Here is a 24,747-nt window from a genome sequence, read left to right on the forward strand (position 1 = left end):
CGGGGCGAGAAGAGGCTATGCGGCAAGAGGCCTTGCTATTGACGCCATCCGCGCGGACTGATGCAATGAACCGATAACGCCGGGCCTTGAACCCGGATGTTGATGGAGAATGAAATGGGCTTTCAGGTTATCACCCTCACCGATGCGGCAGCGACCCGCGTCAACGAGATCATCGGCAATTCCGGACCCGACGCGCTCGGGCTGCGCGTGTCGATCAAGAAGGGCGGCTGCGCCGGCATGGAATATGCCGTCGACCTGGTCACGCGCGAAAGCGCCCGGGCCGGGGACGACACCGTAGAACATTCCGGTGCCAGGGTCTGGGTCGATCCCGCCGCCTCGCTCTATCTTCTCGGCACCGAGATGGATTTCGAGGTCACCCGGCTGCGCACCGGCTTTGTGTTCCGCAATCCCAACGAGACCTCGGCCTGCGGCTGCGGCGAATCGGTGGAACTCAAGGCCGCCGATCTTGCCGAACTGGCCAAGGCCCGGCAGGCCGCCGCGCACTGACAGCGGGGCAGGCCTCAGCTTCTGAGGCCATCATATTGTATCACGCAGATTTTCTCGCAGGCGCCGTCCTCGTTCGGGACGTGGTAGCTGCAGGAAATATAGAGCGTTCCGTCGTCTCCTTCCGTGACGGAAGGATCGCCGATCCGGCAACCATTGTCCGCCTGCTCCAGGCAGATGGGTTCGAGCCAGGCAAGCGGCCGGTTGCCGCGGTCGGATGAAGTACCGAAGAACCCGACGCTGAGATGGAGGTTCCGGCCGTCCTGATCGGGCGTGTAGACCACGATGAATGGCCCGAGCGACGGGTCGAACTTCGAGTGCTTCAGCGACAGGGCCGAGATGCCTGAATCTCGGCTTTTGATGTTGGCGTTGAGGACCGGCACGGCCGGAGACCATGTGATCCCGTAATCGCAGGAATCACTCACGGCAACGCGATTGAGGTACAGGCCCGGTGCTTTGGTTCGCAGAAAGGCCGTGAGCTTGCCTGACGGGCGCTGGACGATGCTCGGCTCGACGGTTCCGCGACCGAGGATCGGCGTTTCGGCATATTTCCAGGTGGTCCCGTCATCGTCCGAGTAAAGCACGACCGAGAGGTTGACGGCGTTGGAATGGACCGGAAGCAGCAGACGGTCGGCGCCGTTCTCCAGCTTGATTTTTTGCGGCTGGGACCGCGTCTGCCAGCCCCGGTCATAGCGATCCGGACTGAACATGTTGAACACCGTGAGCCGCATGACGACCATGGAGTAGGTGTCGTAGACCATGTACAGGAACACAATGAGTGTGTTTCTCTTCAAATGGGCGTGAAACGCATCGAAGAATCGCAGGATGTCGGAAAACCTGCGCAATCTGTCCAGTATGGGGCGGAGCGTCGGCCTGTTCTCCGACAATTGCTGTTTCACGTCGTTGAGGTAGGTGTTGTCGAAATCCCTGATCCTGGCGACAAGAGCGTCGACCATTGCGTCGATTGCGGCGGCATCCACCTCGGGCGCCGTGAGGTTGTGTCCTTTCTCGGAACTGAATAAAGGCGCCTTTTCGTAGCTCTTTCGCGGTTCGAACACGCCGTTCAGAAGTGGCCAGGTGTTGGGGCAGAGCGCGGCGGCGGCATTGAGGAAATCATCGCCGCTCACTGATGTCGTCAAAGGGTCGCCATCGACGGGGGTGGTCCATCTCACCGAAAGGATGCTGTCGAATGCGTTGGAAACGCTTCCGGCGCGCATTCGAAGTTGCGAACTTGACTGGGTTCCGTCGCTGGTCATCTGCCAGAACAGCCGCATCTTCCCGGCATCGCAATGAAATACCGGGTTTGTGGCGGGGTATTTGGAAACAGCGCCGTCTTCACCATTGTCCGCGATTTTCGTCAGCGGTCGCCAGGCATAGTCCATGGGGTCTGCCGATGAGGCGTAGATGGCGGAGGATTGGCCGTCATGCGAATGTTTATGTGACCAGGACACAAGTAACTTTTCATCGAGAAAAGATATGTTGCTGCCGTGATTTCCGGAAGTCCAGAAATCACGGCCTTCTGCATCAACAAATGTTACTTTTGTATTTTCCCTCATGATCATTTACCTGTAGTATAATTCCCCTATTTATGCGTATAAATCAAATATTGAAATCGGTAAAGCTTATTTTATGATGGTTTATACATGTGTTCCGACCTAATTTATTTTAAAGAAATTCAAATTTGAAATTGTGGCGGAGTCATCTCTCGCACGTCGTCAGCGTCTTTCTCGATTTTCGATTGTTGGACGACGCCAGAGCGCGGCGGCAATGAAGACGCTTTTCGGTGATCGCTCGAATATCGCCTGACCAACGCTGCTCGTCGCGCGAAACCTTGCGCCACCGGCTATAACATGGTGAATTGATCGCGCCAAACAGGCCAAGCCACGGAAGGCCGCTGCGCACTACCCGGAGCATTCCAATTGTCGTTAGTGTACGCTAACTTTTAAGTCCGTCATATTGTATGATGCCTTTCTTCTGAAAGTCTGTTCCATTGCTTTGATAGTGATGGCTGCATGAAATATAGAGCGTACCGTCATCACCCTCGGTTACTGAAGGGTACCCGTAGGATGTGCTGCCATCAGATCCTTCCAGGCATATCGGTGTGACCCAGGCTATCGGCTTGTTGTTGATGCCATTTGACGTGCCCAGGAAACCCACGCATATGAAGAGCGTTTGACGTTCTTCATCGGGCGTATAAACTAAAACAAACGGGCCAAGGGATGTGTCATATTTGGAGTTTTTGAGCGCTAGGGCGGCAAGACTCGAACTTTGATTCTGGATGAAGTGGTTTAACATCGGGACTGTCGGCGTCCATGTCAGCCCGTAATCGCAGGATTCGCTGATGGCTGGCCGGTCGAGATACAGGAAGCCTCCATTGTTCCGCAAAAAGGCGGTGAGTTTGCCCGATGGATGTTGCACAATGCTCGGTTGAATGGTGGCTCGGCCTGAAATGGGTGTTTTCGGATAGCTCCATGTGCGCCCTTCATCGTCGGAGTAAAATACCACCGAGAGATTGAGCGTGTCTGAATAGAGAGGCAACAGCAATCGCGTCGAGCCGTCTTCACGCGTGATCGTCTGCAACTGGCACCGCGTTTCCCAGCCGCGATGATAACGGCCTGGATTGAATATGTTGAATACAGTGAGCCGCATCAGCACAAGACAGTATGTGTCAAAAACCGTGTACAGGAAGGCTATCAGCGATCCTATGCTGAACGAGGACTGAAACTCGATATATACGAGACCAATGTTCGAGAATTTGGTCAATCTTTCCAGAATGGGAGTGTATTTCGGATATTTGCTTGCAATCTCCTGCTTCACGTCCCCTAGAAACGTATCGTCGAAATCTCTTGTCCGCTCGATCAGTTCGGCAACCATGGCGTCGATTGCCGCCGGGTCGATATCTAGTTGAGCTTCGTTCTGTCCCATGCAACTGCTGAAAGCGGGAGCCTCTACAAAGCTCCGAATGGGTTCAAACTCGCCTGCCAGCAAGGGCCAGGTGTTTGGATAAAGCGACGCGGTAGCATCTAGGAAGCTCTTTGATTCGACCTCGGCACGCAAGATTTCGCCCGCGATCGGCATCTGCCAGCTTATGGACTGTACTGTTTCAAATGTGCCATTGTCTTTGCCGAGCCGCATGCGGATTTGCGCGCTCGCCCAGGTTCCATCGGTCGTCATCATCCAGCAGAGCAACATTTCCCGAGTGGTGGTATCGTAGTTGAATGCTGGATTGATATCGGGATAGTTCGGGACAGTTCCATTGTCTCCGTTGTCTGCGATCTTGGTCAGCGGCTGCCATTCATAGGTTGCGGGATCGGCGCTGCTGGCGTAAATTTCGCTGTATGCCGCATCGCGTTCTCCCCCATGAAACCAAACCACCAGAAGCTTTCCGTCGATAAAAAAGATATTACTACCGTGGTTCTCAATAGTCCAAAACTGATCATCTCCAGCGGAAATGTCATGAATAGGTAAATTCTGACTCATATTTTTTATCCTTGAGAGAGAGAAATTATTTTTAATAAACAACTTTGATTATTTTCTGTAAATATGCTTGTAATTATTTATTTATTTGTATTAGTTTTTTGTTTTATTATACTTGTAGTTCGCCCTGCCGCTTGCGTCCGGGCAGCCAAAATGATCAGTTGGTCATCTTTATTTTTTCATCCGTAAATACGAGGCTTATCCGTGACATCAGACAAGAATGCACTCTGGCGTGAATGGCCGATTGCGCTGATCTGGTGCACGTTTGTGCTGTTTACCGTCTCCGGTGCGTCGCTGAAGCCCGAATATCTCGGCACTACTGCCTCGTTCGCGGTGCTTATCGTGATCTTCGCGGTGATGCTGATGGCGGTGTTTCGCGTGGTACATCACGCCGAATGCCTGGCGGCGATTTTCGGAGAACCGCTCGGTACGCTGATCCTGACGCTTTCGGTGATCGGCATCGAGGTCGCGCTGATCACGGCGGTGATGCTGACCGGCGACAACGTGCCGACGCTTGCGCGCGACACCATGTTTTCGGTGCTGATGATCGTGCTGAACGGGCTTGTGGGGCTCAGCCTTCTGATCGGCGGGCTCAGACACGGGCTTCAGGTTTTCAACCTTTCGGGCGCCAATGCCTATCTGATCGTACTTTTGCCGGTGGCGATCACCAGCCTGATCCTGCCGAGCTTTACATCTTCGGCGCCCGGCGGCGGGTTGTCGACCCTGCAGACGGTGTTTCAGATCGTGATTTCGCTGGTGCTTTACGGCATCTTCCTGCTGTTCCAGACGGTGCAGAACCCGGTGAGCTTCCAGCAGCCGCGCCGCGCGGACGAGGAGCCGGATGCGCACCACCATCATCTCGAACCGAAAAGCGCGGGCTTCCATGCCGGCGGCCTGCTGCTGGCGCTGCTGCCGCTGGTGCTGATGTCGAAGAAGCTCGCGGTCTATGTCGATTTCGGCATCGCCCAGGTTGGCGCGCCGGTGGCGCTGGGCGGGTTCATCGTGGCGATCATGATCCTGACGCCGGAGGCGCTGGCAGCGCTGGACGCCGCCCGCAAGAACCAGCTCCAGCGCGCCGTCAACATCTGTCTCGGCTCGGCGCTTGCCACGATCGGCCTTACGGTGCCTGCGGTGCTGATCGCCGCGCATTTCGTCGGCCTGCCGATCGAGCTTGGCCTGACGCCGGCCGGCGTGGTGGTGTTGACGCTTTCGCTTGCCATCAGCATCGTCACCTTCGTCGGCACCCGTACCAATTCGCTTCAGGGCGTGGTGCATCTGGCGGTGTTCTTTGCCTATGTGATCTTGATTTTCGACGGCGATTTCTGACGCTTTCCACAGAAAAGCATCAATGATAGTGGGTGTAACGCAGGAGGAGCGGGGCAATGCGGAATGACATCATCTTCGGCGCGGTGCTGCCGTATCTGGCATTTCTGATCGCCCGTCACTTCGGCCTGTCGACCGTCCACGCCCTTGCGATCGGATCGGTGTTTCCGATCGCGGTGATCGTGGTCTCCTATGTCGGAAGCCGCAGGCTCGCGCCCGTCAGCGTGATCACGCTTGCGGCGACGCTCGCCTCGCTCATCGGCAGTCTCTATTTCAACAGCGCCTATCTGGCGCTTCTGAAGAATTCGCTGATCACCGGTTTCATCGGACTGGTGTTTGCCGGCTCGCTGCTGATGCCGCGGCCGCTGGTGTTTCACTTTGCGACCGAAAAGGGCGGAGAGGAGCGTGAGAGCGGCAACCGGCTATGGGAGGTTTCGCCGCCATACCGGGCGCTGATGCGCCGGATGACGATCGCCTGGGCGGTCGTGTTGATCGGGGAGGCGACCGTGCGCGCGCTGCTTATCCCGCTGTTGCCGGTCGATATATTCCTGGTGGTTTCCGAAGCGATGTGGATCGTCGTTTTCGCCGCGATGATCTCCTGGAGCTGGCGCTATGGCAGCCGCAAGGGCGAGGAAATCGAGGCCCGCGCCAGAGAAGGCGGCGGCGGTTGAGAGGGTTCGTGAGTTTTGGCAATTTCGCCATCCGCTGATGGGTCATGCTCGTGCCTGACACGAGCATCCAGGCCACACGACGAATGCTGCCTGGACCCTCGGGTCAAGCCCGAGGGTGACACCCGGAATGGGGATGGCATGTGAAAAATATGCGGACCGGGTGAACGGCCGCAGCGATTTCCGACAGTCCTCAGGCGCGCTCTTCGAGCAGCGCCTCGCCTTTCTTCTCGCGCACCAGATTGATGAAGCGGCGGAACAGGTAGTGGCTGTCCTGCGGGCCGGGGGAGGCTTCCGGGTGGTGCTGGACGGAGAACACCGGCTTGCCGGCAAGCGCGATGCCGCAGTTCGAACTGTCGAACAGCGAGATGTGGGTTTCCGCGACGCCGTCCGGCAGGGACGACGAATCAACGGCAAAGCCATGGTTCATCGACACGATCTCGACCTTGCCGGTGGTGTGATCCTTGACCGGGTGGTTGGCGCCGTGATGGCCCTGATGCATCTTCACGGTCCTGCCGCCGAGCGCGATCGCGAGAATCTGGTGACCGAGGCAGATGCCGAAGATCGGCAGACCGCTTTCGATCAGGTCGCGAATCACCGGCACGGCGTAGACGCCGGTCGCCGCCGGATCGCCCGGGCCGTTCGACAGGAACACGCCGTCGGGCGAAAGCGCCAGGATTTGCTCGGCCGAGGTCTTCGCCGGCACGACCGTCACCTTGCAGGACAGGCCGGCGAACAGCCGCAGAATGTTGCGCTTCACGCCGTAATCGACGCAGACGATATGATAGCGCGCATCGCCTTCGGCGAGCGTGTCATAGCCTTCGTTCCAGACCCATGGCTTTTCGTCCCATCTAGACGACTGGCCGGAGGTCGCCTCGATGGCGAGATCGAGACCTTCGAGCCCGCTCCAGGCCCTTGCTTTCGCCTTGAGCGCTTCGAGGTCGAACTGGCCTGAGGGCTCGTGGGCAATGACGGCATTGGGTGCGCCATGCTCGCGGATCCAGGCGGTCAACGCCCTTGTATCGATGCCGGAAAGTCCGATGATCCCGCGCTTTTTCAACCATTCGTCGAGATCTTCGGTCGAACGGTAGTTTGAGGGCGCGGTAATGTCGGCCCTGAAGATCGCGCCGACGGCGCCGCGGCGGGCGGCAGGCATCAGGTCTTCGATATCCTCGCCATTGGCGCCGATATTGCCGATATGGGGGAAGGTGAAGGTGACGATCTGTCCGAGATAGGACGGGTCCGTCAGGATTTCCTGATAGCCGGTCAGCGCGGTGTTGAAGCAGACTTCCGCCTCAACCGCGCCCGTGGCGCCCACGCCCTTGCCGTAGATTACCGTGCCGTCGGCCAGAACCAGCGCGGCCGTCGGCGTTTCTTGTGTCCATGGGGCAGTCATCATCATTCCTTGCTAGCGCATGTCTTCGTTTTTCGCGCGTCCGGTCGGAAAACCGGGGTCCATTTTTCCCGGACGCGCTTGAGGTCGACGGCCAGAGGCCGATTGAATGGGCCCGCTCCTGATCCTATATGTGCTCAAGCCAAGGGGTTCGCGGTCAAGCTGCGCTCAGGTAGGCCACTTTTTGATGCGGTCGCGGGAAAATAGTGAAACCGCGCTTGCGGGTCAATTGCTCTTACGGCAGAGTTGTGGCATCTGCTGAAAATAAATGACGCGCTCGAATATTTGATTTGATCATAGCCCCGGTATTCGGTAAACGCCGCCGCCAATCGGCATGTGTCGATGCGGAATTCTGAAGATGGCGTTGCCAGGAGTGAATGTATGTTGCGCGATAAACTCGCACTTGCACAAAAAGACGCTTCAAAAGAGGAAGATCCGGTACGCTTCTACACATTGAGGTTGGTTCACGCGGCCCTCAAGGACCGCGACCTGGCTCATCGTGCCAGCGGCAAGGATCCCGTCAGCGACGATGACATCGCCGGTATCCTCATCCAGATGCTGAAGCAGCGCAAGCAGTCCTCCCACCTCTATGAGGAAAAGGGCAGGCCTGACCTTGCCGCGCAGGAACGCCAGGAAATGGCGGTGATCTGCGAATTCCTGCCGGCCCAGCTTCCCGAGGACAAGATCCGCGAAGTCTGCGCCTCCGTGGTCGAGGAAACCGGCGCGCAGGGATTGCGCGACATGGGCAGGTGCATCGAAACGCTGAAGGATCGCTATTCCGGCCAGATGGACTTCTCCAAGGCCTCCGGCGTCGTCAAGGACATGTTGAAATAAGGTGTGGCTGCCTGTGCCACCGCGAATCTCCCTCCTTGAGGGGGAGATGTCGCGAAAGCGACAGAGGGGGTGAACCCTCTCCTCTAACTCGGAATTCGCTGTTTGCGCTGCACCCCTCTCTGCCCCTGTCGGGGCATCTCCCCCTCAAGGGGGGAGATTGATTGGAGAGAGACGGTATCTCTACTTGTATGGATATCTGGGTTTGTGTGGATATCTGGGAAAACCTGAAATCGCCGCCCCTGATCTGCACAACGGCCCTATAGTGCCAGATCCGGCCAGATGAGGCATCCATGCGTTTTTCGCCAACCTTTCTCGATGAAATCCGCGACCGCGTACCGATCTCGACGCTGATCGGCCAGCGGGTGACGTGGGATCGCAAGAAAACCAATGTCGGCCGCGGCGATTACTGGGCCTGCTGCCCGTTTCACGGCGAAAAATCGCCGAGCTTCCACTGCGAGGATGCCAAGGGCCGCTACCACTGCTTCGGCTGCGGGGTTTCCGGCGATCATTTCCGTTTCCTCACCGATCTTGATGGCATGGCCTTTCCCGAGGCGGTGCAGCGCATCGCCGATATGGCGGGCGTGGCGATGCCCGAGCGCGATGCCCAGGCTGAACGGCGCGAGGAAAAGCGCCGCACGCTTGTCGACGTCATGGAGCTTGCGGCGGGTTTCTTTCAGGATCAGCTCCAGACCAGCGCCGGCGCGAGAGCCCGCGCCTATCTGCGCGAGCGCGGCCTTTCGGCGCGCACCATCGACACGTTCCGGCTCGGCTACGCGCCGGAAAGCCGCAATGCGCTGAAGCAATTTCTGGCCGGCAAGGGCGTCGAGAAGCAGGAGATCGAGGCCTGCGGGCTGGTGGTTCACGGGCCGGATATCGCGGTGTCATATGACCGTTTCCGCGACCGGATCATGTTCCCGATCCTGTCGTCGCGCGAACAGGTGATCGCCTTTGGCGGGCGCGCGATGCGACCGGACGCGATGGCGAAATATCTCAATTCCAACGAGACCGAGCTGTTCCACAAGGGCAATGTCCTGTTCAACTTCGCCCGCGCCCGCCGCGCGCTTTCCGGCGCCGATGGCGCAAAGACGCTGATCGCCGTCGAAGGTTATATGGATGTGATCGCGCTGCATCAGGCCGGCATCGAAAATGCCGTCGCGCCGCTTGGCACGGCGCTGACCGAAAACCAGTTGCAGTTGCTGTGGCGCATGACCAGCGAGCCGGTGCTCTGCTTCGACGGCGACGGCGCCGGCATCCGCGCCGCCGAGCGCGCCGCCGCGCTTGCGCTGCCGATGCTGAAACCCGGCCATTCGCTGAAATTCGCGCTGCTGCCCGGCGGCAAGGATCCCGATGATCTGGTGCGCGAGGGCGGCCGTCAGGCCTTCGACACCGTGCTTGCCCAGGCCCGCCCGCTTGCCGATACCGTTTTCGAGCGTGAGGCTGGCACGCAGGAGGCCGGCGAAACGCCGGAGCGGCGCGCGGCGATCGAGGCGCGGGTCAACGCGCTGGTGGCGACGATCGCCGATGAAAGCGTGCGCCGGCATTACCAGCAGGATTTCCGCAACCGGCTCTATCAGCGGTTTCGGGGAAATTTCCGTGGCGGCGGCGGCAATTTCGCCGGTGCTCCAAAAGGGGGAGGGCGGTTCAACGCGCCGCGGGCCGGCACGCTGTCTGCCTCCGAACGGCTGTCGCGGTCGCCGCTTGCAAGCCTGCGCCCGGTTGCCGCCAACCTCACCTTTCGCGAATGCCAGCTGGTGTTCTGCCTGATCTCGCATCCCGAACTGGTGCGCGAGGATTTCGACAGCGTCTCGACGCTTTCGTTTGAGGGCAGCGAGATGCGGGCGTTCTGGCCGATCTTCCTGGCCGAGGCCTCGCGACCCGATATCGGGCGGCAGCGTCTCGGGCAACGGCTGGAGGAGGCGGGGTTCAGCGCCCTTGTCGGGCAGATCGCCGCCCATGTCGGACGGAATGTCAACTGGATCGCCGGGCCGGATTCGGCCCTCGAGGATGTGCGCGAGGTCTATCATCAGGCGCTGGCGCTTCATAACCGGGCCCGCTCGCTTGCCCGCCACAAGAGCGAGCTGGAACGCGAGATCGCCGAAGCGACGGAAGAGGGCAACGCGGAACTGCTCGCCGAACTGATGCCGGGGCTGGTTTCGGTTCAAAACGAAATCGCCCGCATCGACAATCAGGAAGCCGAAATCGACGGTTTCGGCCTGATGTCCGGACGCGGCGGGAAAACGGGCGCGGGCGGATAGATCGGTGGGGAAGTTCAATTCGAGGAGGAGTAGCTGGTGATTCCTTTCAGCCGCCACTTGTATTTGTCCCGAAGCATTCTAAATTAACCTGTCTAGGGCCGACAGAGAAGCTGCATCGGGTCCTGACATCTGCAGAAGCGTTTCAAGGGCGGATTTTCGACATGAAATCGCGCAAACAGTTAATTGACGCTTGACGGATGGCGAAAATCTGGGAATCACCAGTTCGGATGGCAGTAAGCAGCACAATTTCATGATCTGGACGGCGTTCACTCGGGATTTAGACCGAGGTGAAGTCTGTCCTGCTCATGTCTGGGTTTTTTGAGACCGGCAGTCTGTGATCCCTGAAGGGGTCCTTAATCATTTGCCGGTATGCCGCTTGGCAACAGCGACAAAGCGTCAGGGAAGCAATATTTATGGCTACGAAAGTCAAGGAAAACGAAGAAGCCGAAACCGAACGCGAAGGCGGTACCGACGGCCCTCTCCTGGACCTTTCCGATGACGCCGTCAAGAAGATGATCAAGGCCGCCAAGAAGCGCGGCTACGTCACCATGGACGAGCTGAATTCCGTCCTGCCGTCGTCGGAAGTGACCTCCGAGCAGATCGAGGACACGATGGCGATGCTCTCCGACATGGGCATCAATGTCGTCGAGGACGAGGAAGAAGTCGACAACGACGCCAATTCCGACGACAGCACCGACGACAATGACAACGAAACTGAGAGCGACAGCACCGAGGTCGCGACCACGACCGGTTCGGCCGTCGCCCAGACCAAGAAGAAAGAGCCGACCGATCGCACCGACGATCCGGTCCGTATGTATCTGCGCGAGATGGGTTCGGTTGAGCTTCTGTCGCGCGAAGGCGAAATCGCGATCGCCAAGCGGATCGAATCGGGCCGCGAGACGATGATCGCCGGGCTTTGCGAAAGCCCGCTGACGTTCCAGGCGCTGATCATCTGGCGCGATGAGCTGAACGAGGGCACGACGCTTCTGCGTGAGATCATCGATCTGGAGACCACCTATTCCGGTCCCGAGGCCAAGGCTGCCCCGCAGTTCCAGAGCGCGGAAAAGATCGAGGCCGACCGCAAGAAGGCCGAGGAAAAGGAACAGGCCCGCAAGAAACGCTCCGACGACGTCACCGATGTCGGCGGCGAGGGTATGCAGCCGGAGGAAGACGACGAGGAGGATGATGAATCCAACCTGTCGCTTGCCGCCATGGAAGCCGAACTTCGCCCGCAGGTCATGGACACGCTCGACCTGATCGCCGAGACCTATGTAAAGCTCCGCAAGCTGCAGGACCAGCAGGTGGAGGCGCGTCTGGCGGCCACCGGTACGCTGACCAATGCGCAGGAACGCCGCTACAGGGAGCTGAAGGAAGGGCTGATCGGCGCGGTCAAGTCGCTGTCGCTCAACCAGAACCGTATCGACCTTCTGGTCGAGCAGCTCTACGACATCAACAAGCGGCTCGTCGAAAACGAGGGCAAGTTGCTGCGCATGGCGACCCATCGCGGCGTCAAGCGCGACGACTTCCTCGAGCATTATCACGGCGCAGAGCTTGATCCGAACTGGATGAAGTCGATCGGCAATCTTGCCGGCAAGGGCTGGAAGGAATTCGCGGGCCAGGACGGCGCCAGTATCAAGGCGCTCCGGACCGAGATCCAGAGCCTTGCGACAGAAACCGGGATTTCGATCGCCGAGTTTCGCCGCATCGTGCACATGGTCAAGAAGGGTGAGCGCGAGGCGCGCATCGCCAAGAAGGAGATGGTGGAAGCCAATCTTCGTCTGGTGATCTCGATCGCGAAGAAATACACCAATCGCGGCCTGCAGTTCCTCGATCTCATTCAGGAAGGCAATATCGGCCTGATGAAGGCGGTCGACAAGTTCGAGTATCGCCGCGGCTACAAGTTCTCGACCTATGCGACATGGTGGATCCGGCAGGCGATCACCCGTTCGATCGCCGATCAGGCCCGCACGATCCGCATTCCGGTGCACATGATCGAGACGATCAACAAGATCGTCCGCACCTCGCGCCAGATGCTGCACGAGATCGGCCGCGAGCCGACGCCCGAGGAGCTTTCCGAAAAGCTCAACATGCCGCTCGAAAAGGTCCGCAAGGTGCTGAAGATCGCCAAGGAGCCGATCTCGCTCGAAACGCCGGTTGGCGACGAGGAGGATTCGCATCTCGGCGATTTCATCGAGGACAAGAACGCCCTGCTGCCGATCGATGCGGCGATCCAGGCGAACCTGCGCGAGACCACCACCCGTGTTCTCGCCTCGCTGACGCCGCGTGAGGAACGCGTGCTGCGCATGCGCTTCGGCATCGGCATGAACACCGACCACACGCTGGAGGAAGTCGGCCAGCAGTTCTCGGTCACCCGCGAACGTATCCGCCAGATCGAGGCCAAGGCGCTCAGGAAGCTGAAGCACCCGAGCCGGTCGCGCAAGCTCCGGAGCTTCCTGGATAGCTGAGATGGCGTAAGCCGATAACGAAAACCCGGTCGAAAGGCCGGGTTTTTCAGTTTGAGGACAAAGTCCACTCCACTCTCATTCGTCATTCTCGGGACCAGATCAAGGGTTTCCGGTGCGGCATGCGCCAGCAGCGTTGATACCGACACCTCGTTTCCCGGCAGCACTCGCCACGCCCACTTGCTCGGGCTTGACCCACAGGTGTCCGGTTTAGTTTCGATAATACAATGTAAAGTATTGAATTAAAACAGAATTGCGACGATCTGCCGTAACTGGACACGGTTGCCATTCCTGCGCTGCACGGGTTTGGCTGCGAGTTCGCCACTCTCTCAGGCGTCATCCTCGTGCTTGACACGAGGATCCATGTACCTCTCCTCATGCAACACCGGTTACCGATTTTATGCCCTGAACCATAAGCCTCAATCGTTTTCCTGCCGAAACCGTGAGAATGGATCCTCGTGTCAAGCACGAGGATTGACGCAAGTGGAGAGGGTTGTGGTCAACACAAAGGCCCGGAATGAGGACGGATCGCTAAACCGGACAGCTGTGGCCTTGACCCGAGCATCCAATCACGTCTGTCGCGAGAGGAGGTGGCGAGGCTTTGCGCTGGGCTGCCCAAGTGCTTTAGACAACCGTCCGGGCCTGTCGCAGCACTATGTGCATGGGTCCTCGGGTCAAGCCCAAGGATGAGGCCGAATAGTGGGGGAGCGGTCGTACAGCTTTCTTCGCGAGAAAGAAAAAGCTGTGTCCTGAGATTTCAGGATGGCATAAGGTTTGAGAACAATGAGGGCGTTCGGCTGCCTGCCCTCCGTCGAAATTTATTCCCGGTCGATCCCGTTTGACCTTCAGGCAATTGCCCGCTTCAGGAGTGGCGATCTGAAGCAAGACCAATCCCTGACCGGCGCATTGCAATGCACCGGTTCCAGACAATCCGGCGGGAAGGAACAGAAACTTATTCCGTAACCTGCAGATTGACGGCCTTGGGGCCTTTGCCGCGGCGGTCCGGCTCGGTGTCGTAGCTGACTTTCTGATTTTCGGAAAGTCCAGTCAGCCCGGACGACTGCACGGCGGAAATGTGGACAAAGATGTCCGCGCCGCCGTTATCCGGCTTGATGAAGCCGTAACCCTTGTCGGTATTGAAAAATTTCACGGTGCCAGTTTCGGCCATGCTTCAAGGTCCTTTTCTCGCCCATCCGCTTGCTGAGAGAGGGGCAGATATTTCGATGCTCGTTTTGCCCGAACGGGCAGCGCAGGCGTTTCTCGAATTTGGAGGAAAGGTACCCTTTATGACCGCGGTTCTGATTTGCCTGGACAGCGAAAGCAGGCCAAAACAAATCAAGGTCCGCCCGGAAAAATTGGCGTCTCCGGCGCGCATCAGATTATATGGTCTTCCCGTGCTCGCAAAATGCCCGAACATGAACAGAATGCGGTGTTTACGGGTTTTTGGCAAGCGAAACTTTAGATTCGGGCCCTCAGTCCGGGTTATGGGAAGGGTGTTCGTGTATTGGCTCATTCTAATCAGATGATTAGAGAGAACTGTTTTGGGTTATACTGTGTCAATGCGTTTTGGCTATGCTACCCTCGAAACGATGCGGTGCCTGCAAAGCCTGTGACCTAACCGAAGCGGGTCTAGCTTTTGGCGGCAAAGCTGGTGTAGGAGCGAGTAGCCGGCCAAGTCCGATGAACGTGCTGGCGGTGCGCGGATACCTGACTGGCAATACCGGGGGAGACTACTATGCGTCGTGACATGCTCATACGCCTTCTCGCGTCCGTTGTCGTGGTCTGCTCGCTGCCTTCTGCCGACGCTCTTGCGTTCGAGTATCGTCAGATCGAGGGCTGGGCGGTCAGTTGCAACAACGCCTATATCTGCAATATTTCCCTGACGTCGGCCGCCGGCGCAAGCGGCGGCGCAGCGCTTGCCGCCATTCAGTGGCAACGCTCGGTCGCGCCCTCGGCCCCGCTTACCCTCAGCGTTCCCTATCCGCCCGGTTTCCTGCCGCGGGGCGATGCCTCCGGCACGATCACGATCGAGGTCGATGGCATCACGGGGTTCTCGGCCGATGTGGCGAGCCTTGTGCGGGAGGACGCCCTCGGTATGTTCGGCGTCAACGAGCCTGAGGTTCTGATGGCGTTGTTTCGCGAAATGGCGGGCGGCAGCAGGGCGACGATCCGTTATGAGGGCGGTATAGGCAAATTTTCCTCCGAGATCGTGCTGACGGGGCTCTCGGACGCCGCCCGCTTCATCGATGAATGGCAGGGCCGCGACGGGCGTACCGATGCGCTGATCGATGTCGGGAAAAAGCTGCCGCCCGAAAGCGTCGATATCTGGACGATCGACAGCTATGATCAGCTTCCGCCCTCGGTCCTGCGCAATGTGAGCGATCCCGACAGCACGTGTTTTACCGATCAGTCCCATATCGATCAGGCCGACGCTTTCGCTTTCGATGCCGGAAAAAGCACCATCATGCTTTTGCCCTGCGGCCCCTCCGGCGCCTATAACCAGCCCTACCAGCTCTATGTCGGCAGGGATGACGAGTTCCACCGCGCAGAATTCCCGAATGTCAGCGATGCCGGGATCACCGTCCTCGACACGGTCTACAACGTCAATTTCGATCTCAAGGAGAAGTTGCTGTCGTCGGTCTATCTCGGTCGCGGTCTTGGCGATTGCGGGCTGGCGCATTACTGGACGATCAACGAGACGGCGGCGGGCAATCCGTTGGCGCTCACGCTGGAGCGTTCGAAAACGGCATGCGACGGCGTCGATATCGGCCCGGAGAACTGGCCGGAGATCTGGCGGCCGCAAATGGCGCCGGACGAAGCGGTGGAGCGGTAAGGGTTTAATCCGCCCGGTAAACCCTCAACAGCGAGCCATCGGGCTCGTCGCTCACCAGCAGCACCGATCCGTCGGGCGCGACTTTGACATCGCGCAGCCGGCCGAACTCGTTCGCAAACAGCCGATTTTCGGTGGCGGGCAGGCCGGTTTCATCGCGGCCGATATGGGCCAGAAGCTGATCCTTCAGGGCGGTAACGAGGAAATCGCCGTCCCATTCCGGAAACATCTCGCCGCGATAGACGGCAATCGCCCCCGGCGCGATCGACGGGTCCCAATAGTAGAGCGGCTGTTCAAGGCCGGGAGCCTCCGTGCCCTGGCCGATCTTCGCGCCCGAATAATGCACGCCGTATGAAATTTCCGGCCAGCCATGGTTTTGGCCCGCCCGCGGCGTGTTGATTTCGTCGCCGCCGCGCGCGCCGTGTTCCACGGTGTAGAGCGTGCCGGTTTCGGGATCGATGGCGATGCCCTGCGGGTTGCGGTGGCCGATCGACCAGATTTCCGGCTGCCAGCCTGCCGGGGTGGGGTTGGCTTCCGGGATGCCGCCGTCCGGGCCGATATGAAGGATCGAGCCGGCATGATCTGCGGGGTCCTGCGCGCGCTCGCCTTCGCCGCGATCGCCGATGCCGAAAAACAGGTTACCGGACCCGTCGATCGCGATGCGCGAGCCGAAATGGCGGCTGGTGCCGGAAAACCGGTTCATCGCGAAGATCTGCCCGACGTTTTCAAGGCGCGATTGCGGGCGATCGAGCGTCGCGCGATAGACCGCCGTTCCCTGGCCGCCCCGGCCGGACACGGAGGCGGTGAAATAGATGCGGCCATTGTCGTCGAAGGCCGGATCGAGCGCGACATCGAGCAGGCCGCCCTGGCCGCCGACATGGAGGTCGGGAAGGCCGGCTACCTCGTGCTTTGCGCCCTCCGGGGAGATGATGGTGAGGCGACCGGGCCGCTCGGTGACGAGATAATCGCCATCGGGCAGAACTTCGACCGCCCAGGGGTGGGCGAGACCGTCGGCGATCCGCTCGATGGCGAGCGGCGGCGTGGTCTGCTGCGCTGCGGCGGGCCATGGCGAAAATGCAAGGGCCGCAAGCATGCCGGCGATGACGGGGGTGGCTTTCATGGAAGTCTCCTCTCGTTTCCCGGTGACATATGGCGCTCTGCCGCGCGCTCAAGCCTCGCGGCATACACAAGCGCGTGAGCCACGACAGAAACTGCGAGGGATGCTTTCAGAAGCTGTCGAAGTCGTTGCGCTGCCTGCGTTCGGCATCGGCCTTCAGGTGGTTCACGTTCTCGCGCCAGAGATAGGACGCGGCGATCACCATGGCGAGGCAGATCGCGAACAGGGTCGCCATCATCAGGTCGCGGGCGGCGGTGTGGGTCAAAAAACCCTGAAGCGCGCTGCCGCCGGGGGAGGAAAAGGGCAGGTAGCCCTCGAACAGTATCGCCGCCGTATCGGTTCCCTGAAGCGGTACGGTCTGCAATTGTTGCTGCGCGGACGCCTGCGCGGGAGCAAACGCCGTCAATATCGGCAGCGCCGCTAAAGCAAGAATTCCGCGTTTGACGAAAATCGAGCGCCTCGCGATGCGGTTCGCCACCCGTTTGACCATCCTCATATGCCTTCTCCTTCGGCAATGTTTCAGCGCATCGCCATAAGGCCATGAAATTACGTCGCCTTCTGGATGAATGATGGTCGAACGCGAACCATTTTGAGGCGGAATCATGGGAGAGGAACCTTGGCGCTTCAGCCAATCGCCGGCAGAATAGCTGCTGTTGCGGCACGAATCGGCCGGTCGTAGACGATAGCGCTTGAAACCGTGGGCGAATTGCGTTTAGACCAAACTCTTGGAAGTTGACGCTCAATACAGCGCTTTCCAAGGTTCAATCTAGATATCAGGACATTGAAAATGGCCCTTCTTGCTGACGCCCTTTCTCGTGTGAAGCCTTCCGCCACGATCGCCGTGGCCCAGAAAGCGCGCGAACTCAAAGCGAAAGGCCGCGATGTCATCAGCCTCGGCGCCGGCGAGCCCGATTTCGATACGCCCGACAACATCAAGGCCGCCGCGATCGACGCCATCAATCGCGGCGAGACCAAGTATACCCCGGTCGCGGGCATCCAGCCGCTGCGCGAGGCGATTGCAGCCAAGTTCAAGCGCGAGAACAATCTGGATTACAGCGCCGCGCAGACGATTGTCGGCACGGGCGGCAAGCAGATCCTGTTCAACGCCTTGATGGCAACGCTGAACCCGGGCGATGAAGTCGTCATCCCGGCGCCCTACTGGGTTTCCTATCCGGAAATGGTCGCCCTTTGCGGCGGCACGCCGGTGTTCGTCTCCGCCACCCAGGAAAACGGCTTCAAGCTGCAGGCGGAAGACCTCGAAAAGGCGATCACGCCAAAGACCAAGTGGTTCATCTTCAACTCGCCCTCCAACCCGACGGGCGCCGCCTATTCGCACGACGAGTTGAAGGCCCTCACCGACGTGCTGATGAAGCATGAGCAGGTCTGGATCCTGACCGACGACATGTACGAGCATCTGACCTTCGGCGATTTCAAGTTCGCAACGCCGGCCGAGGTCGAGCCGGGCCTCTACAATCGCACGCTGACCATGAACGGCGTGTCCAAGGCCTATGCGATGACCGGCTGGCGTATCGGCTATGCCGCGGGTCCGGACGAACTCATCAAGGCGATGACCACGATCCAGAGCCAGCAGACCTCCGGCGCCTGCTCGATTGCCCAATGGGCCGCCGTGGAAGCGCTCAACGGCAACCAGGATTTCATACCGGAGAGCAAGAAAGCCTTCGAAAAGCGTCGCGATCTGGTGGTCTCGATGCTCAACCAGGCTCCGGGAATCCAATGCCCGACGCCCGAGGGCGCGTTCTACGTCTATCCGTCCTGCGCCGGCCTGATGGGCAAGACCTCGCCGGGCGGCAAGGTGATGGAGACCGACGAGGATTTCGTGACCGAGCTTTTGGAAGCCGAGGGCGTTGCCGTGGTTCACGGCTCGGCCTTCGGGCTTGGACCAAACTTCCGCATCTCCTACGCGACGTCGGAAGCGGAACTCGAGGAATCCTGCATCCGGATCCAGCGGTTCTGCAACGCCTGCAAGTGAGGCAAAGCGCTCCGGCTTCTTGACGGAACGCAATTTGGAAACGGGGCGTGCCGCAGGGCGCGCCCTCAGTGTGTTGACGAACCCGGAGGTTGTTGCCTCTGTCAGACGCCCCCAACGTGTCATGCTCGGACTTGATCCGAGCATCCATTCTGCTCAAGTCCTTGAGCAGAAAGACTCTTTAGCAAGCGCATGTCGTGTCGCCCTGGATCCTCGGGTCAAGCCCGAGGATGACGCGGAGTGTGGGGACAGGTTTGTCAACAAACCGGGGGCGCGTGCCGGAAGGCGCGCCCTTTTTCGTTGCGGCTTGCGATCTGATGACGTTATAGACTGTCCGGCGCCTGCCGGCCTTTCCTCAGGCGGCGCGGGGCTTCGACGAATGCGGGGGATCATGCGCCACACCTTCAACGCCAACAATTTGTTGCACTGCCTTTTACTGGCGGCCTGTGTGCTGCTGATTGCCGTCGGCCGTCCCGCCGGTGCCCAGAGCGCGCCCGCACCGAAGACAACCGCCGATCAGGTGATGACCATCGGCGTACAGGCTATTCCGCCTTACGTCATGCAGGACAAGGACGGCAGCTGGTACGGGCTCGGCATCGACCTGCTGAACGGGATGACCGACCGGCTCGGCACCCAATACCGGCTGGTGGAAACCATGCCGGGCGCGATGGTGCAGGATGTGGCCGCCGGCAAGCTCGATGCGGCCCTTGGCGGGGTGCCGATCAATGCCGATGACGAGGCGGTGATCGATTTCTCATTGCCCTATTACAGCGGCGATATCGGTGTTGCGCTTCGTGTCGTCGACAAGATCGGGCCGGCGATCATGTTTCAGCTTCTGACATCGCCAGCCTTTCTCTATATGCTCGGCCTGCTGACAGGCCCGGTCTTCGTCATCGGCGCGCTGATCTGGCTGCTGGAGCGGCGCGCCAACCCCGAACAGTTCGAGCCGCGCCCGGCGCGCGGGATGTTTTCCGGCTTCTGGTGGGCAACCGTGACGATGACCACGGTGGGTTATGGCGACAAGGCTCCGGTGACCTTCTTCGGCAGGCTTCTGGCCATGGTCTGGATGTTCACGGCCCTGATCCTCGCCGCGATCACCACCGCCCAGCTTGCCGCCGGGTTGACCTCCTCGCTGCACTCCAATTTCGTCGACGATATCAACGATCTTTCCGGGCTAACGGTCGGCACCATCGCCGATACGCCGGCTGCGGCGGAACTCGGTCTTCTCAACATTTCCGCGACCGCTTTCGCCACCGTCCCGGAAGGTCTTGATGCGCTTGAACACCACGATATCGATGCCTTCGTTTATGATCGCGCGATCCTGCAATGGTCGCTCAAGGGCTACCGTGATCTCTATCTGAGCCATCTGCAGTTCCTGCAGCAGAACTATGCGCTGATTCTTCCTCAGAACGACCCCCGGCGCGATGCGATCAATATCGCGATCCTGAAGACGCTCGGGTCCGAGCAATGGCACCTTGTCATCGAACGCTACCTGCCGACCGGCGCGCCATAGGGTTTTCGGACCGGCGCTCGTTTTTCGCCCGGCGCTTCAGGCCGGCCGGCCGATATAGGCCGACATGCCCTTGACCAGGGCATCGAAGACCACGCGGCAGCGGGGGGAGCGGCGCAGATCCTCATGCATGGCGATCCAGAGCGGGAGCTGAAACGGGATCTGGCCATGCAGCACTTCCGTGAGTGCGGGGTCGCGTTCGCCAAGCGGATGCTGGCAAAGACCGAAACCGCAACCGGCGCGGATGGCGGCAAGCTGGGCGAGATTGCTGTCGGAGCGGAACCTGAAACCGGGCAGGGTGAGGTCCGGAAAGGCCTCCAGCACATCGCGCACATAGGCTAGTTCACGGTCGAAGCCGATCGTCGGTAGCCCTTGCAGGTCCTCGATCGTCTGCGGCGCGTCGAAGCGGGCAATGACATCCTTTCGGGCAAAGCAGCCAATCGGGATCCTGCCGATATAGCGCACCACAAGGGCCGCCTGGCTGGGCTCCACCAGCCGAAGCGCGATATCGGCCTTCCGGTTCAAGAGATCCTCGATCGCGTCGGAGACCGACAGTTCGATCTCGAGCCGGGGATAGGCGGTCATCACCGGCGCAAGAATATCCGGCAGGACTTCGATGGCGATCACATCGGAAGCGCTGATGCGCACACTGCCGGAAACCTCGTCGCGGGTCTCGGAGGAGGCCCTGCGCATGGCATCCGCCGAGGCGGCCATCGCCTCGGCCAGCGGCTTCATCGCCCGCGCGGTGTCGGTCGGCTCCAGCCCGCGCTGCGAGCGCGTGAACAGCTGTTGACCGGCGTCGCGCTCCAGCGCCTCGATATGGCGGCCGACCGTGGGCTGGGTGAGCCCGAGGAGGCGCGCGGCGGCCGAAAGTGACCCGCTCTCCAGCACGGCAAGGAAGGTGCGATAGAAATCCCAACTCTGTGTGTTCATTTATTTATGTATATCGGAGACACGAATTTATACAATTCCGTTTAGATGCATTCGCACCGATATTACCTTCGACCTCAAGAGAAGGAGAATGCGATGTCTGAGATTACCGGAAAGCCTGTGGCGCTCATTCTGGGCGCGACCGGCGGTGTTGGCGGTGCCGTCGCCCGGGCGCTGCTTGCGCGCGGCTATCATATCCGCGCGCTCAATCGCGACCCGGCACGGTGGATTGAAAAGCAGCCGCACTATGAATGGTTGAAGGGCGATGCCATGCGCCGCGAAGACGTGGAGACGGCGGCGCGGGGCGCGGAACTGATCTTCCACGGCGTCAACCCGCCCGGCTACAAGGACTGGGACAAGCTGGTTCTGCCGATGCTGGAGAATACGATTGCAGCGGCGCGCCTTTTCAATGCCCGCATTCTGTTTCCGGCAACGATCTATAATTTCGGGCGCGACGTGTTTCCGTCGCCGAGCGAGGACAGTCCGCAGAACCCGACCACCCGCAAGGGGCGCATCCGGGTTGCGATGGAAGACCGTCTCAAGGAGGCGGCCTTTGACGGGACCCAGGTTATTCTGGTGCGCGCGGGCGATTTTTTCGGTGGCGATGCAGCGGGCAACAGCTGGTTCGGGCAGGTGGTCAAGCCGCATGCGCCGCTCACCCGGATCACCAACCCGGCAACGCCCGGCGTCGGCCATCAATGGGCCTATCTGCCCGATCTTGCCGAAACCTTCGCGGCGCTGGACGAAAGGGCAGGGCAGTTGCCGAAATTCGCGAATTTTCAGTTCGAGGGCTTTTACGATGCCGACGGCATGCAGATGGTCGAAGCCATCCGTCGCGTTGCCGGCGATCCGAAGCTGAAGATCGCGCGGTTTCCCTGGTTCGTGGTGCCGCTGCTCTCGCCATTCATGACCCTGATGCGCGAGGTAAAGGAGGTGCGCTATCTCTGGAAGGAACCGCTTCACATGAAGAATGACAAGCTCGTCGCTTTTCTCGGCCATGAACCGCGCACGCCGCTCGACACTGCCATTGGCAAAGCGCTCGACGATATCGGCGTTACCCTGCCGCGGTCTTCCGCCTCTGACATCCTCAAAGGCCCAGTATCGAGAGCATGATGAAGGTCGAAAACAGCACGAAATGGGTCATGCCCTCGATCGCGTTGGTCTCTCCATCATTGATGTTGATGGCGGCGACCACCAGCGTGATGGCGACCATGGTGATCTGAACCGGGGTCATCGCCATGATGAAAGGCTGGCCGGTGAACAGCGCGATCGCCTCGATCACCGGCACGGTCAGGATCACCGTCGAAAGCGATGCGCCGAGCGCGATGTTGACGACCGCCTGCATGCGGTTGCCGAGGGCGGCCCGTATGGCGGTCAGGATTTCCGGCCCGGCCGCGATCGCCGCCACCAGAATGGCTGTCAGCGCAAGCGGCGCGCCGGTTCCCTCCAGCCCGTCGCTGAGGAAGGCCGACATGAACTCCGCGAGAAGCCCGATCACGGCGACGCCGGCGATAAGGGTGGCAACAGAGGTGGCGGTGGAGCCTTCCGTCTCTTCCTGGACGGCCTCTCCTTCCACCGCCTTTCTCATCCGGGGATAGCGGTAGGCGAAGAAATAGCTGTGCTGGCCAACCTGCAATTTCAGGAACAGCGCATAAAGCGCGATCATGGCGGCGATGGTGAAGCCGGAATAGACATGCCAGCTCGCCTCCGGCACGAAATCGGGCACGACCATGGAAATGCCCATGGCCGTCATGATCATCACTGAATAGGTCTTTCCGGAATCATCATTATAGGGCTGCTCGCCGTGTTTCAGCCCGCCAAGCAGCGCCGCCAGCCCCAGAATCCCGTTAATATCGAGCATGACGGCGGCATAGATCGTATCGCGCACCAGCGTCGGCTGTTCGCTCTCGCGCATCATGATGACGAGGATGATCACCTCCACCGTGACGGCGGACAGCGTGAGGATCATGGTGCCATAGGGATCGCCGGCCTTGGCGGCGAGGATTTCGGCGTGATGGGCGACGCGCATCGAGGCGCAGGCGATCGAAATCACGAGCAGGGCGGCGGCCAGAAGCGAATAGGCCTGGCCGGCATGCATCACGTCATGTTCGAGAAACCAGGCAAGCGCGCCCACAGGAAGCGCCTGCAGCAGCAGGATTTCACCGCGCAGGAATGTCAGCATCGATCGGCAGCCCCCATGATGGCGCCGCTGGCGGCGCGTTGATCCTTGCGCGCTTTCCGACGGGGCCGGAGCTCAGCCGCCGAGCGGAGGGTAGTCCGAATATCCCTTGGCGTCGCCGCCGAAAAGCGTTCTCTGATCCAACGCATTGAGCTGCGCATTGATCCGCAGCCGGCGCACCAAATCCGGATTGGCGATGAAGGCGCGGCCGAAGCTGATCAGGTCGGCCCGCTCCTTCTCCAGCGCGTCGATCGCAAGCTGGCGGTCATAGCCGTTATTGACCATCCACGCGCCGGAGCCGTCGGTGCGGTAGTAGGTCTGGCGCATTTCCTCGTAATCGAACGGGCGCGGGCCCTGGTGATAATTGCGGTCGCCGCCGGTCGCGCCCTCGATGATATGGATATAGGCGAGGTCATAGGCGCTGAGCTGGCTTGCCAGATAGTTGAACAGAACCTGCGGATTGTCGTCATGGACATCGTTCGACGGCGCGACCGGCGAAAGCCGGATTGCCGTGCGGCCGGAGCCGATTTCCCGCGATATCGCGCCGACGATGTCGAACATGAAACGCGCCCGGTTTTCAAGCGGGCCGCCGTAGAGATCGGTGCGCTTGTTGCTGCCGGAGCGCAGGAACTGGTCGACGAGATAGCCATTGGCTGCGTGAATTTCGACGCCATCGAACCCCGCCTCCATGGCGCGCGCGGCGGCGCGGCGGTAGTCGTCGATGATCCCGGAAATCTCGAAGGGCTTCAGGGCCCGCGGCATCGACGTCTCGATGAAGTCGCTGGTCATGTCGGAATAGACCACGAATGACTTGGCCCTGGCCTGCAGGGCGGAGGGCGCCACCGGCGGATCGCCGAAGGGCTGGAGCGATTTGTGCGACACCCGTCCGACATGCACCAGCTGGCAGAAGATCTTGCCGCCGGCCTCGTGCACCGCCTTCGTGACCTGCTGCCAGCCTTCGACCGAGGCGTTGCTGTAGATCCCCGGCGCGTTGGAATAGCCCTGACCCTGCTCGGTAATCGCGGTGGCCTCCGAGATGATCAGGCCCGCGCTCGCGCGCTGGCGGTAATATTCGATGTTGAGGTCGTTCGGCACGGCTTCGGGCGAGCGGTTGCGCATCAGCGGCGCCATAATGATCCGGTTCTCGATGGTGACATCGCCGATCGTTATGGGATCAAAAAGGTTAGCCATCAAATTCCTTCCCGTGCCGGCCCTATTTGTAGCGGAGGCCCGGCGCGGGTGCAATTTCCAGCCTCCGGTCCAGCCTGCCGTTTCGGC

At 60.1% G+C, this 24,747-nt stretch carries 19 protein-coding genes; 10 read left to right on the forward strand and 9 right to left on the reverse strand.

What is annotated here, in order from left to right:
• The first annotated feature begins 114 nt into the window (after positions 1-114).
• On the forward strand, positions 115-507 hold the full coding sequence (sufA, locus tag HQ843_RS15070) for a Fe-S cluster assembly scaffold SufA (RefSeq protein WP_180897557.1): 393 nt from the start codon (positions 115-117) through the stop codon (positions 505-507).
• Between the two features lie 14 nt (positions 508-521).
• Here sufA and HQ843_RS15075 read toward each other — a convergent pair whose 3' ends face one another.
• A complete protein-coding gene (locus tag HQ843_RS15075; RefSeq protein ID WP_180897556.1) occupies positions 522-1,886 on the reverse strand; it encodes an exo-alpha-sialidase in 1,365 nt (454 codons plus the stop codon).
• A gap of 553 nt (positions 1,887-2,439) precedes the next feature.
• Positions 2,440-3,984: an exo-alpha-sialidase gene (locus HQ843_RS15080; protein WP_180897555.1), complete on the reverse strand. Its 1,545-nt coding sequence runs from the start codon at positions 3,982-3,984 to the stop codon at positions 2,440-2,442.
• Between the two features lie 201 nt (positions 3,985-4,185).
• Between HQ843_RS15080 and HQ843_RS15085 the strand changes: the two genes are divergently transcribed.
• Entirely contained in the window at positions 4,186-5,307 is a 1,122-nt protein-coding gene (locus HQ843_RS15085; protein WP_180897554.1) for a calcium:proton antiporter, read from the forward strand.
• 56 nt (positions 5,308-5,363) lie between these two features.
• Positions 5,364-5,975, forward strand: a complete 612-nt coding sequence (locus HQ843_RS15090; RefSeq protein ID WP_180897553.1) for a VC0807 family protein — start codon at positions 5,364-5,366, stop codon at positions 5,973-5,975.
• 190 nt (positions 5,976-6,165) lie between these two features.
• On the opposite strand, the gene carA is transcribed toward HQ843_RS15090, so the two are convergent.
• On the reverse strand, positions 6,166-7,374 hold the full coding sequence (carA, locus tag HQ843_RS15095; RefSeq protein ID WP_180897552.1) for a glutamine-hydrolyzing carbamoyl-phosphate synthase small subunit: 1,209 nt from the start codon (positions 7,372-7,374) through the stop codon (positions 6,166-6,168).
• Between the two features lie 372 nt (positions 7,375-7,746).
• Here carA and HQ843_RS15100 point away from each other — a divergent pair, with 372 nt between their 5' ends.
• The 3 genes from HQ843_RS15100 to rpoD all read left to right on the forward strand — a co-directional run bounded on the left by HQ843_RS15100 (position 7,747) and on the right by rpoD (position 12,919).
• The gene (locus HQ843_RS15100) at positions 7,747-8,199 is read left to right on the forward strand and encodes a GatB/YqeY domain-containing protein (protein ID WP_180897551.1); all 453 of its coding nucleotides are present in this window, start codon (positions 7,747-7,749) and stop codon (positions 8,197-8,199) included.
• A gap of 290 nt (positions 8,200-8,489) precedes the next feature.
• Positions 8,490-10,454, forward strand: coding sequence for a DNA primase (dnaG, locus tag HQ843_RS15105; protein WP_180897550.1), 1,965 nt, complete (start codon positions 8,490-8,492; stop codon positions 10,452-10,454).
• A 413-nt stretch (positions 10,455-10,867) separates the two neighbouring features.
• Complete coding sequence (gene rpoD / locus HQ843_RS15110; protein WP_180897549.1) at positions 10,868-12,919, forward strand: RNA polymerase sigma factor RpoD; 2,052 nt, start codon at positions 10,868-10,870, stop codon at positions 12,917-12,919.
• Positions 12,920-13,868: 949 nt separating this feature from the next.
• Here the strand turns inward: rpoD and HQ843_RS15115 are convergent.
• Positions 13,869-14,084, reverse strand: coding sequence for a cold-shock protein (locus HQ843_RS15115; RefSeq protein ID WP_180897548.1), 216 nt, complete (start codon positions 14,082-14,084; stop codon positions 13,869-13,871).
• Between the two features lie 567 nt (positions 14,085-14,651).
• On the opposite strand from HQ843_RS15115, the gene HQ843_RS15120 reads away from it, so the two are divergent.
• Positions 14,652-15,749 (forward strand): DUF1176 domain-containing protein, encoded by a 1,098-nt coding sequence (locus HQ843_RS15120; RefSeq protein ID WP_180897547.1) that lies wholly within the window; start codon positions 14,652-14,654, stop codon positions 15,747-15,749.
• Between the two features lie 4 nt (positions 15,750-15,753).
• Here the strand turns inward: HQ843_RS15120 and HQ843_RS15125 are convergent, their stop codons facing one another.
• Together HQ843_RS15125 and HQ843_RS15130 are read right to left on the reverse strand one after the other, a co-directional pair.
• Positions 15,754-16,866, reverse strand: coding sequence for a PQQ-dependent sugar dehydrogenase (locus HQ843_RS15125; RefSeq protein ID WP_180897546.1), 1,113 nt, complete (start codon positions 16,864-16,866; stop codon positions 15,754-15,756).
• A gap of 106 nt (positions 16,867-16,972) precedes the next feature.
• Positions 16,973-17,359 carry a hypothetical protein gene (locus tag HQ843_RS15130; RefSeq protein ID WP_180897545.1) on the reverse strand — a complete coding sequence of 129 codons (387 nt, stop codon included), beginning with the start codon at positions 17,357-17,359 and terminating at the stop codon, positions 16,973-16,975.
• 291 nt (positions 17,360-17,650) lie between these two features.
• Between HQ843_RS15130 and HQ843_RS15135 the strand changes: the two genes are divergently transcribed.
• Together HQ843_RS15135 and HQ843_RS15140 are read left to right on the forward strand one after the other, a co-directional pair.
• The gene (locus tag HQ843_RS15135) at positions 17,651-18,853 is read left to right on the forward strand and encodes a pyridoxal phosphate-dependent aminotransferase (protein ID WP_180897544.1); all 1,203 of its coding nucleotides are present in this window, start codon (positions 17,651-17,653) and stop codon (positions 18,851-18,853) included.
• Positions 18,854-19,229: 376 nt separating this feature from the next.
• Complete coding sequence (locus tag HQ843_RS15140) at positions 19,230-20,363, forward strand: transporter substrate-binding domain-containing protein (protein WP_180897543.1); 1,134 nt, start codon at positions 19,230-19,232, stop codon at positions 20,361-20,363.
• A 36-nt stretch (positions 20,364-20,399) separates the two neighbouring features.
• Here HQ843_RS15140 and HQ843_RS15145 read toward each other — a convergent pair whose 3' ends face one another.
• Entirely contained in the window at positions 20,400-21,293 is an 894-nt protein-coding gene (locus tag HQ843_RS15145) for a LysR family transcriptional regulator (RefSeq protein WP_180897542.1), read from the reverse strand.
• Positions 21,294-21,386: 93 nt separating this feature from the next.
• Here HQ843_RS15145 and HQ843_RS15150 point away from each other — a divergent pair, with 93 nt between their 5' ends.
• Positions 21,387-22,403 (forward strand): NAD(P)H-binding protein, encoded by a 1,017-nt coding sequence (locus tag HQ843_RS15150; RefSeq protein WP_180897541.1) that lies wholly within the window; start codon positions 21,387-21,389, stop codon positions 22,401-22,403.
• Here the strand turns inward: HQ843_RS15150 and HQ843_RS15155 are convergent.
• Together HQ843_RS15155 and HQ843_RS15160 are read right to left on the reverse strand one after the other, a co-directional pair.
• Positions 22,378-23,472: a calcium:proton antiporter gene (locus HQ843_RS15155; RefSeq protein WP_180897540.1), complete on the reverse strand. Its 1,095-nt coding sequence runs from the start codon at positions 23,470-23,472 to the stop codon at positions 22,378-22,380. The two genes, HQ843_RS15150 and HQ843_RS15155, sit on opposite strands and share 26 nt — an antisense overlap.
• A 72-nt stretch (positions 23,473-23,544) precedes the next feature.
• A complete protein-coding gene (locus tag HQ843_RS15160) occupies positions 23,545-24,660 on the reverse strand; it encodes an alkene reductase (protein WP_180897539.1) in 1,116 nt (371 codons plus the stop codon).
• Positions 24,661-24,747: the final 87 nt, after the last annotated feature.

The sequence above is a fragment of the Martelella sp. NC20 genome (assembly GCF_013459645.1).
Taxonomy (GTDB): Bacteria; Pseudomonadota; Alphaproteobacteria; order Rhizobiales; family Rhizobiaceae; genus Martelella.

What these genes read in the sequence shown, in the direction of transcription:
- HQ843_RS15090 (WP_180897553.1), top strand. Translation starts at nt 5,364, where the DNA reads ATGCGGAATGACATCATCTTCGGCGCGGTGCTGCCGTATCTGGCATTT.
- carA (WP_180897552.1), bottom strand. Translation starts at nt 7,374, where the DNA reads ATGATGATGACTGCCCCATGGACACAAGAAACGCCGACGGCCGCGCTG.
- HQ843_RS15135 (WP_180897544.1), top strand. Translation starts at nt 17,651, where the DNA reads ATGGCCCTTCTTGCTGACGCCCTTTCTCGTGTGAAGCCTTCCGCCACG.
- HQ843_RS15080 (WP_180897555.1), bottom strand. Translation starts at nt 3,984, where the DNA reads ATGAGTCAGAATTTACCTATTCATGACATTTCCGCTGGAGATGATCAG.
- HQ843_RS15145 (WP_180897542.1), bottom strand. Translation starts at nt 21,293, where the DNA reads ATGAACACACAGAGTTGGGATTTCTATCGCACCTTCCTTGCCGTGCTG.
- HQ843_RS15075 (WP_180897556.1), bottom strand. Translation starts at nt 1,886, where the DNA reads ATGGACTATGCCTGGCGACCGCTGACGAAAATCGCGGACAATGGTGAA.
- HQ843_RS15100 (WP_180897551.1), top strand. Translation starts at nt 7,747, where the DNA reads ATGTTGCGCGATAAACTCGCACTTGCACAAAAAGACGCTTCAAAAGAG.
- HQ843_RS15120 (WP_180897547.1), top strand. Translation starts at nt 14,652, where the DNA reads ATGCGTCGTGACATGCTCATACGCCTTCTCGCGTCCGTTGTCGTGGTC.
- HQ843_RS15115 (WP_180897548.1), bottom strand. Translation starts at nt 14,084, where the DNA reads ATGGCCGAAACTGGCACCGTGAAATTTTTCAATACCGACAAGGGTTAC.
- HQ843_RS15150 (WP_180897541.1), top strand. Translation starts at nt 21,387, where the DNA reads ATGTCTGAGATTACCGGAAAGCCTGTGGCGCTCATTCTGGGCGCGACC.
- rpoD (WP_180897549.1), top strand. Translation starts at nt 10,868, where the DNA reads ATGGCTACGAAAGTCAAGGAAAACGAAGAAGCCGAAACCGAACGCGAA.
- HQ843_RS15160 (WP_180897539.1), bottom strand. Translation starts at nt 24,660, where the DNA reads ATGGCTAACCTTTTTGATCCCATAACGATCGGCGATGTCACCATCGAG.
- HQ843_RS15140 (WP_180897543.1), top strand. Translation starts at nt 19,230, where the DNA reads ATGCGGGGGATCATGCGCCACACCTTCAACGCCAACAATTTGTTGCAC.
- dnaG (WP_180897550.1), top strand. Translation starts at nt 8,490, where the DNA reads ATGCGTTTTTCGCCAACCTTTCTCGATGAAATCCGCGACCGCGTACCG.
- HQ843_RS15155 (WP_180897540.1), bottom strand. Translation starts at nt 23,472, where the DNA reads ATGCTGACATTCCTGCGCGGTGAAATCCTGCTGCTGCAGGCGCTTCCT.
- sufA (WP_180897557.1), top strand. Translation starts at nt 115, where the DNA reads ATGGGCTTTCAGGTTATCACCCTCACCGATGCGGCAGCGACCCGCGTC.
- HQ843_RS15130 (WP_180897545.1), bottom strand. Translation starts at nt 17,359, where the DNA reads ATGAGGATGGTCAAACGGGTGGCGAACCGCATCGCGAGGCGCTCGATT.
- HQ843_RS15125 (WP_180897546.1), bottom strand. Translation starts at nt 16,866, where the DNA reads ATGAAAGCCACCCCCGTCATCGCCGGCATGCTTGCGGCCCTTGCATTT.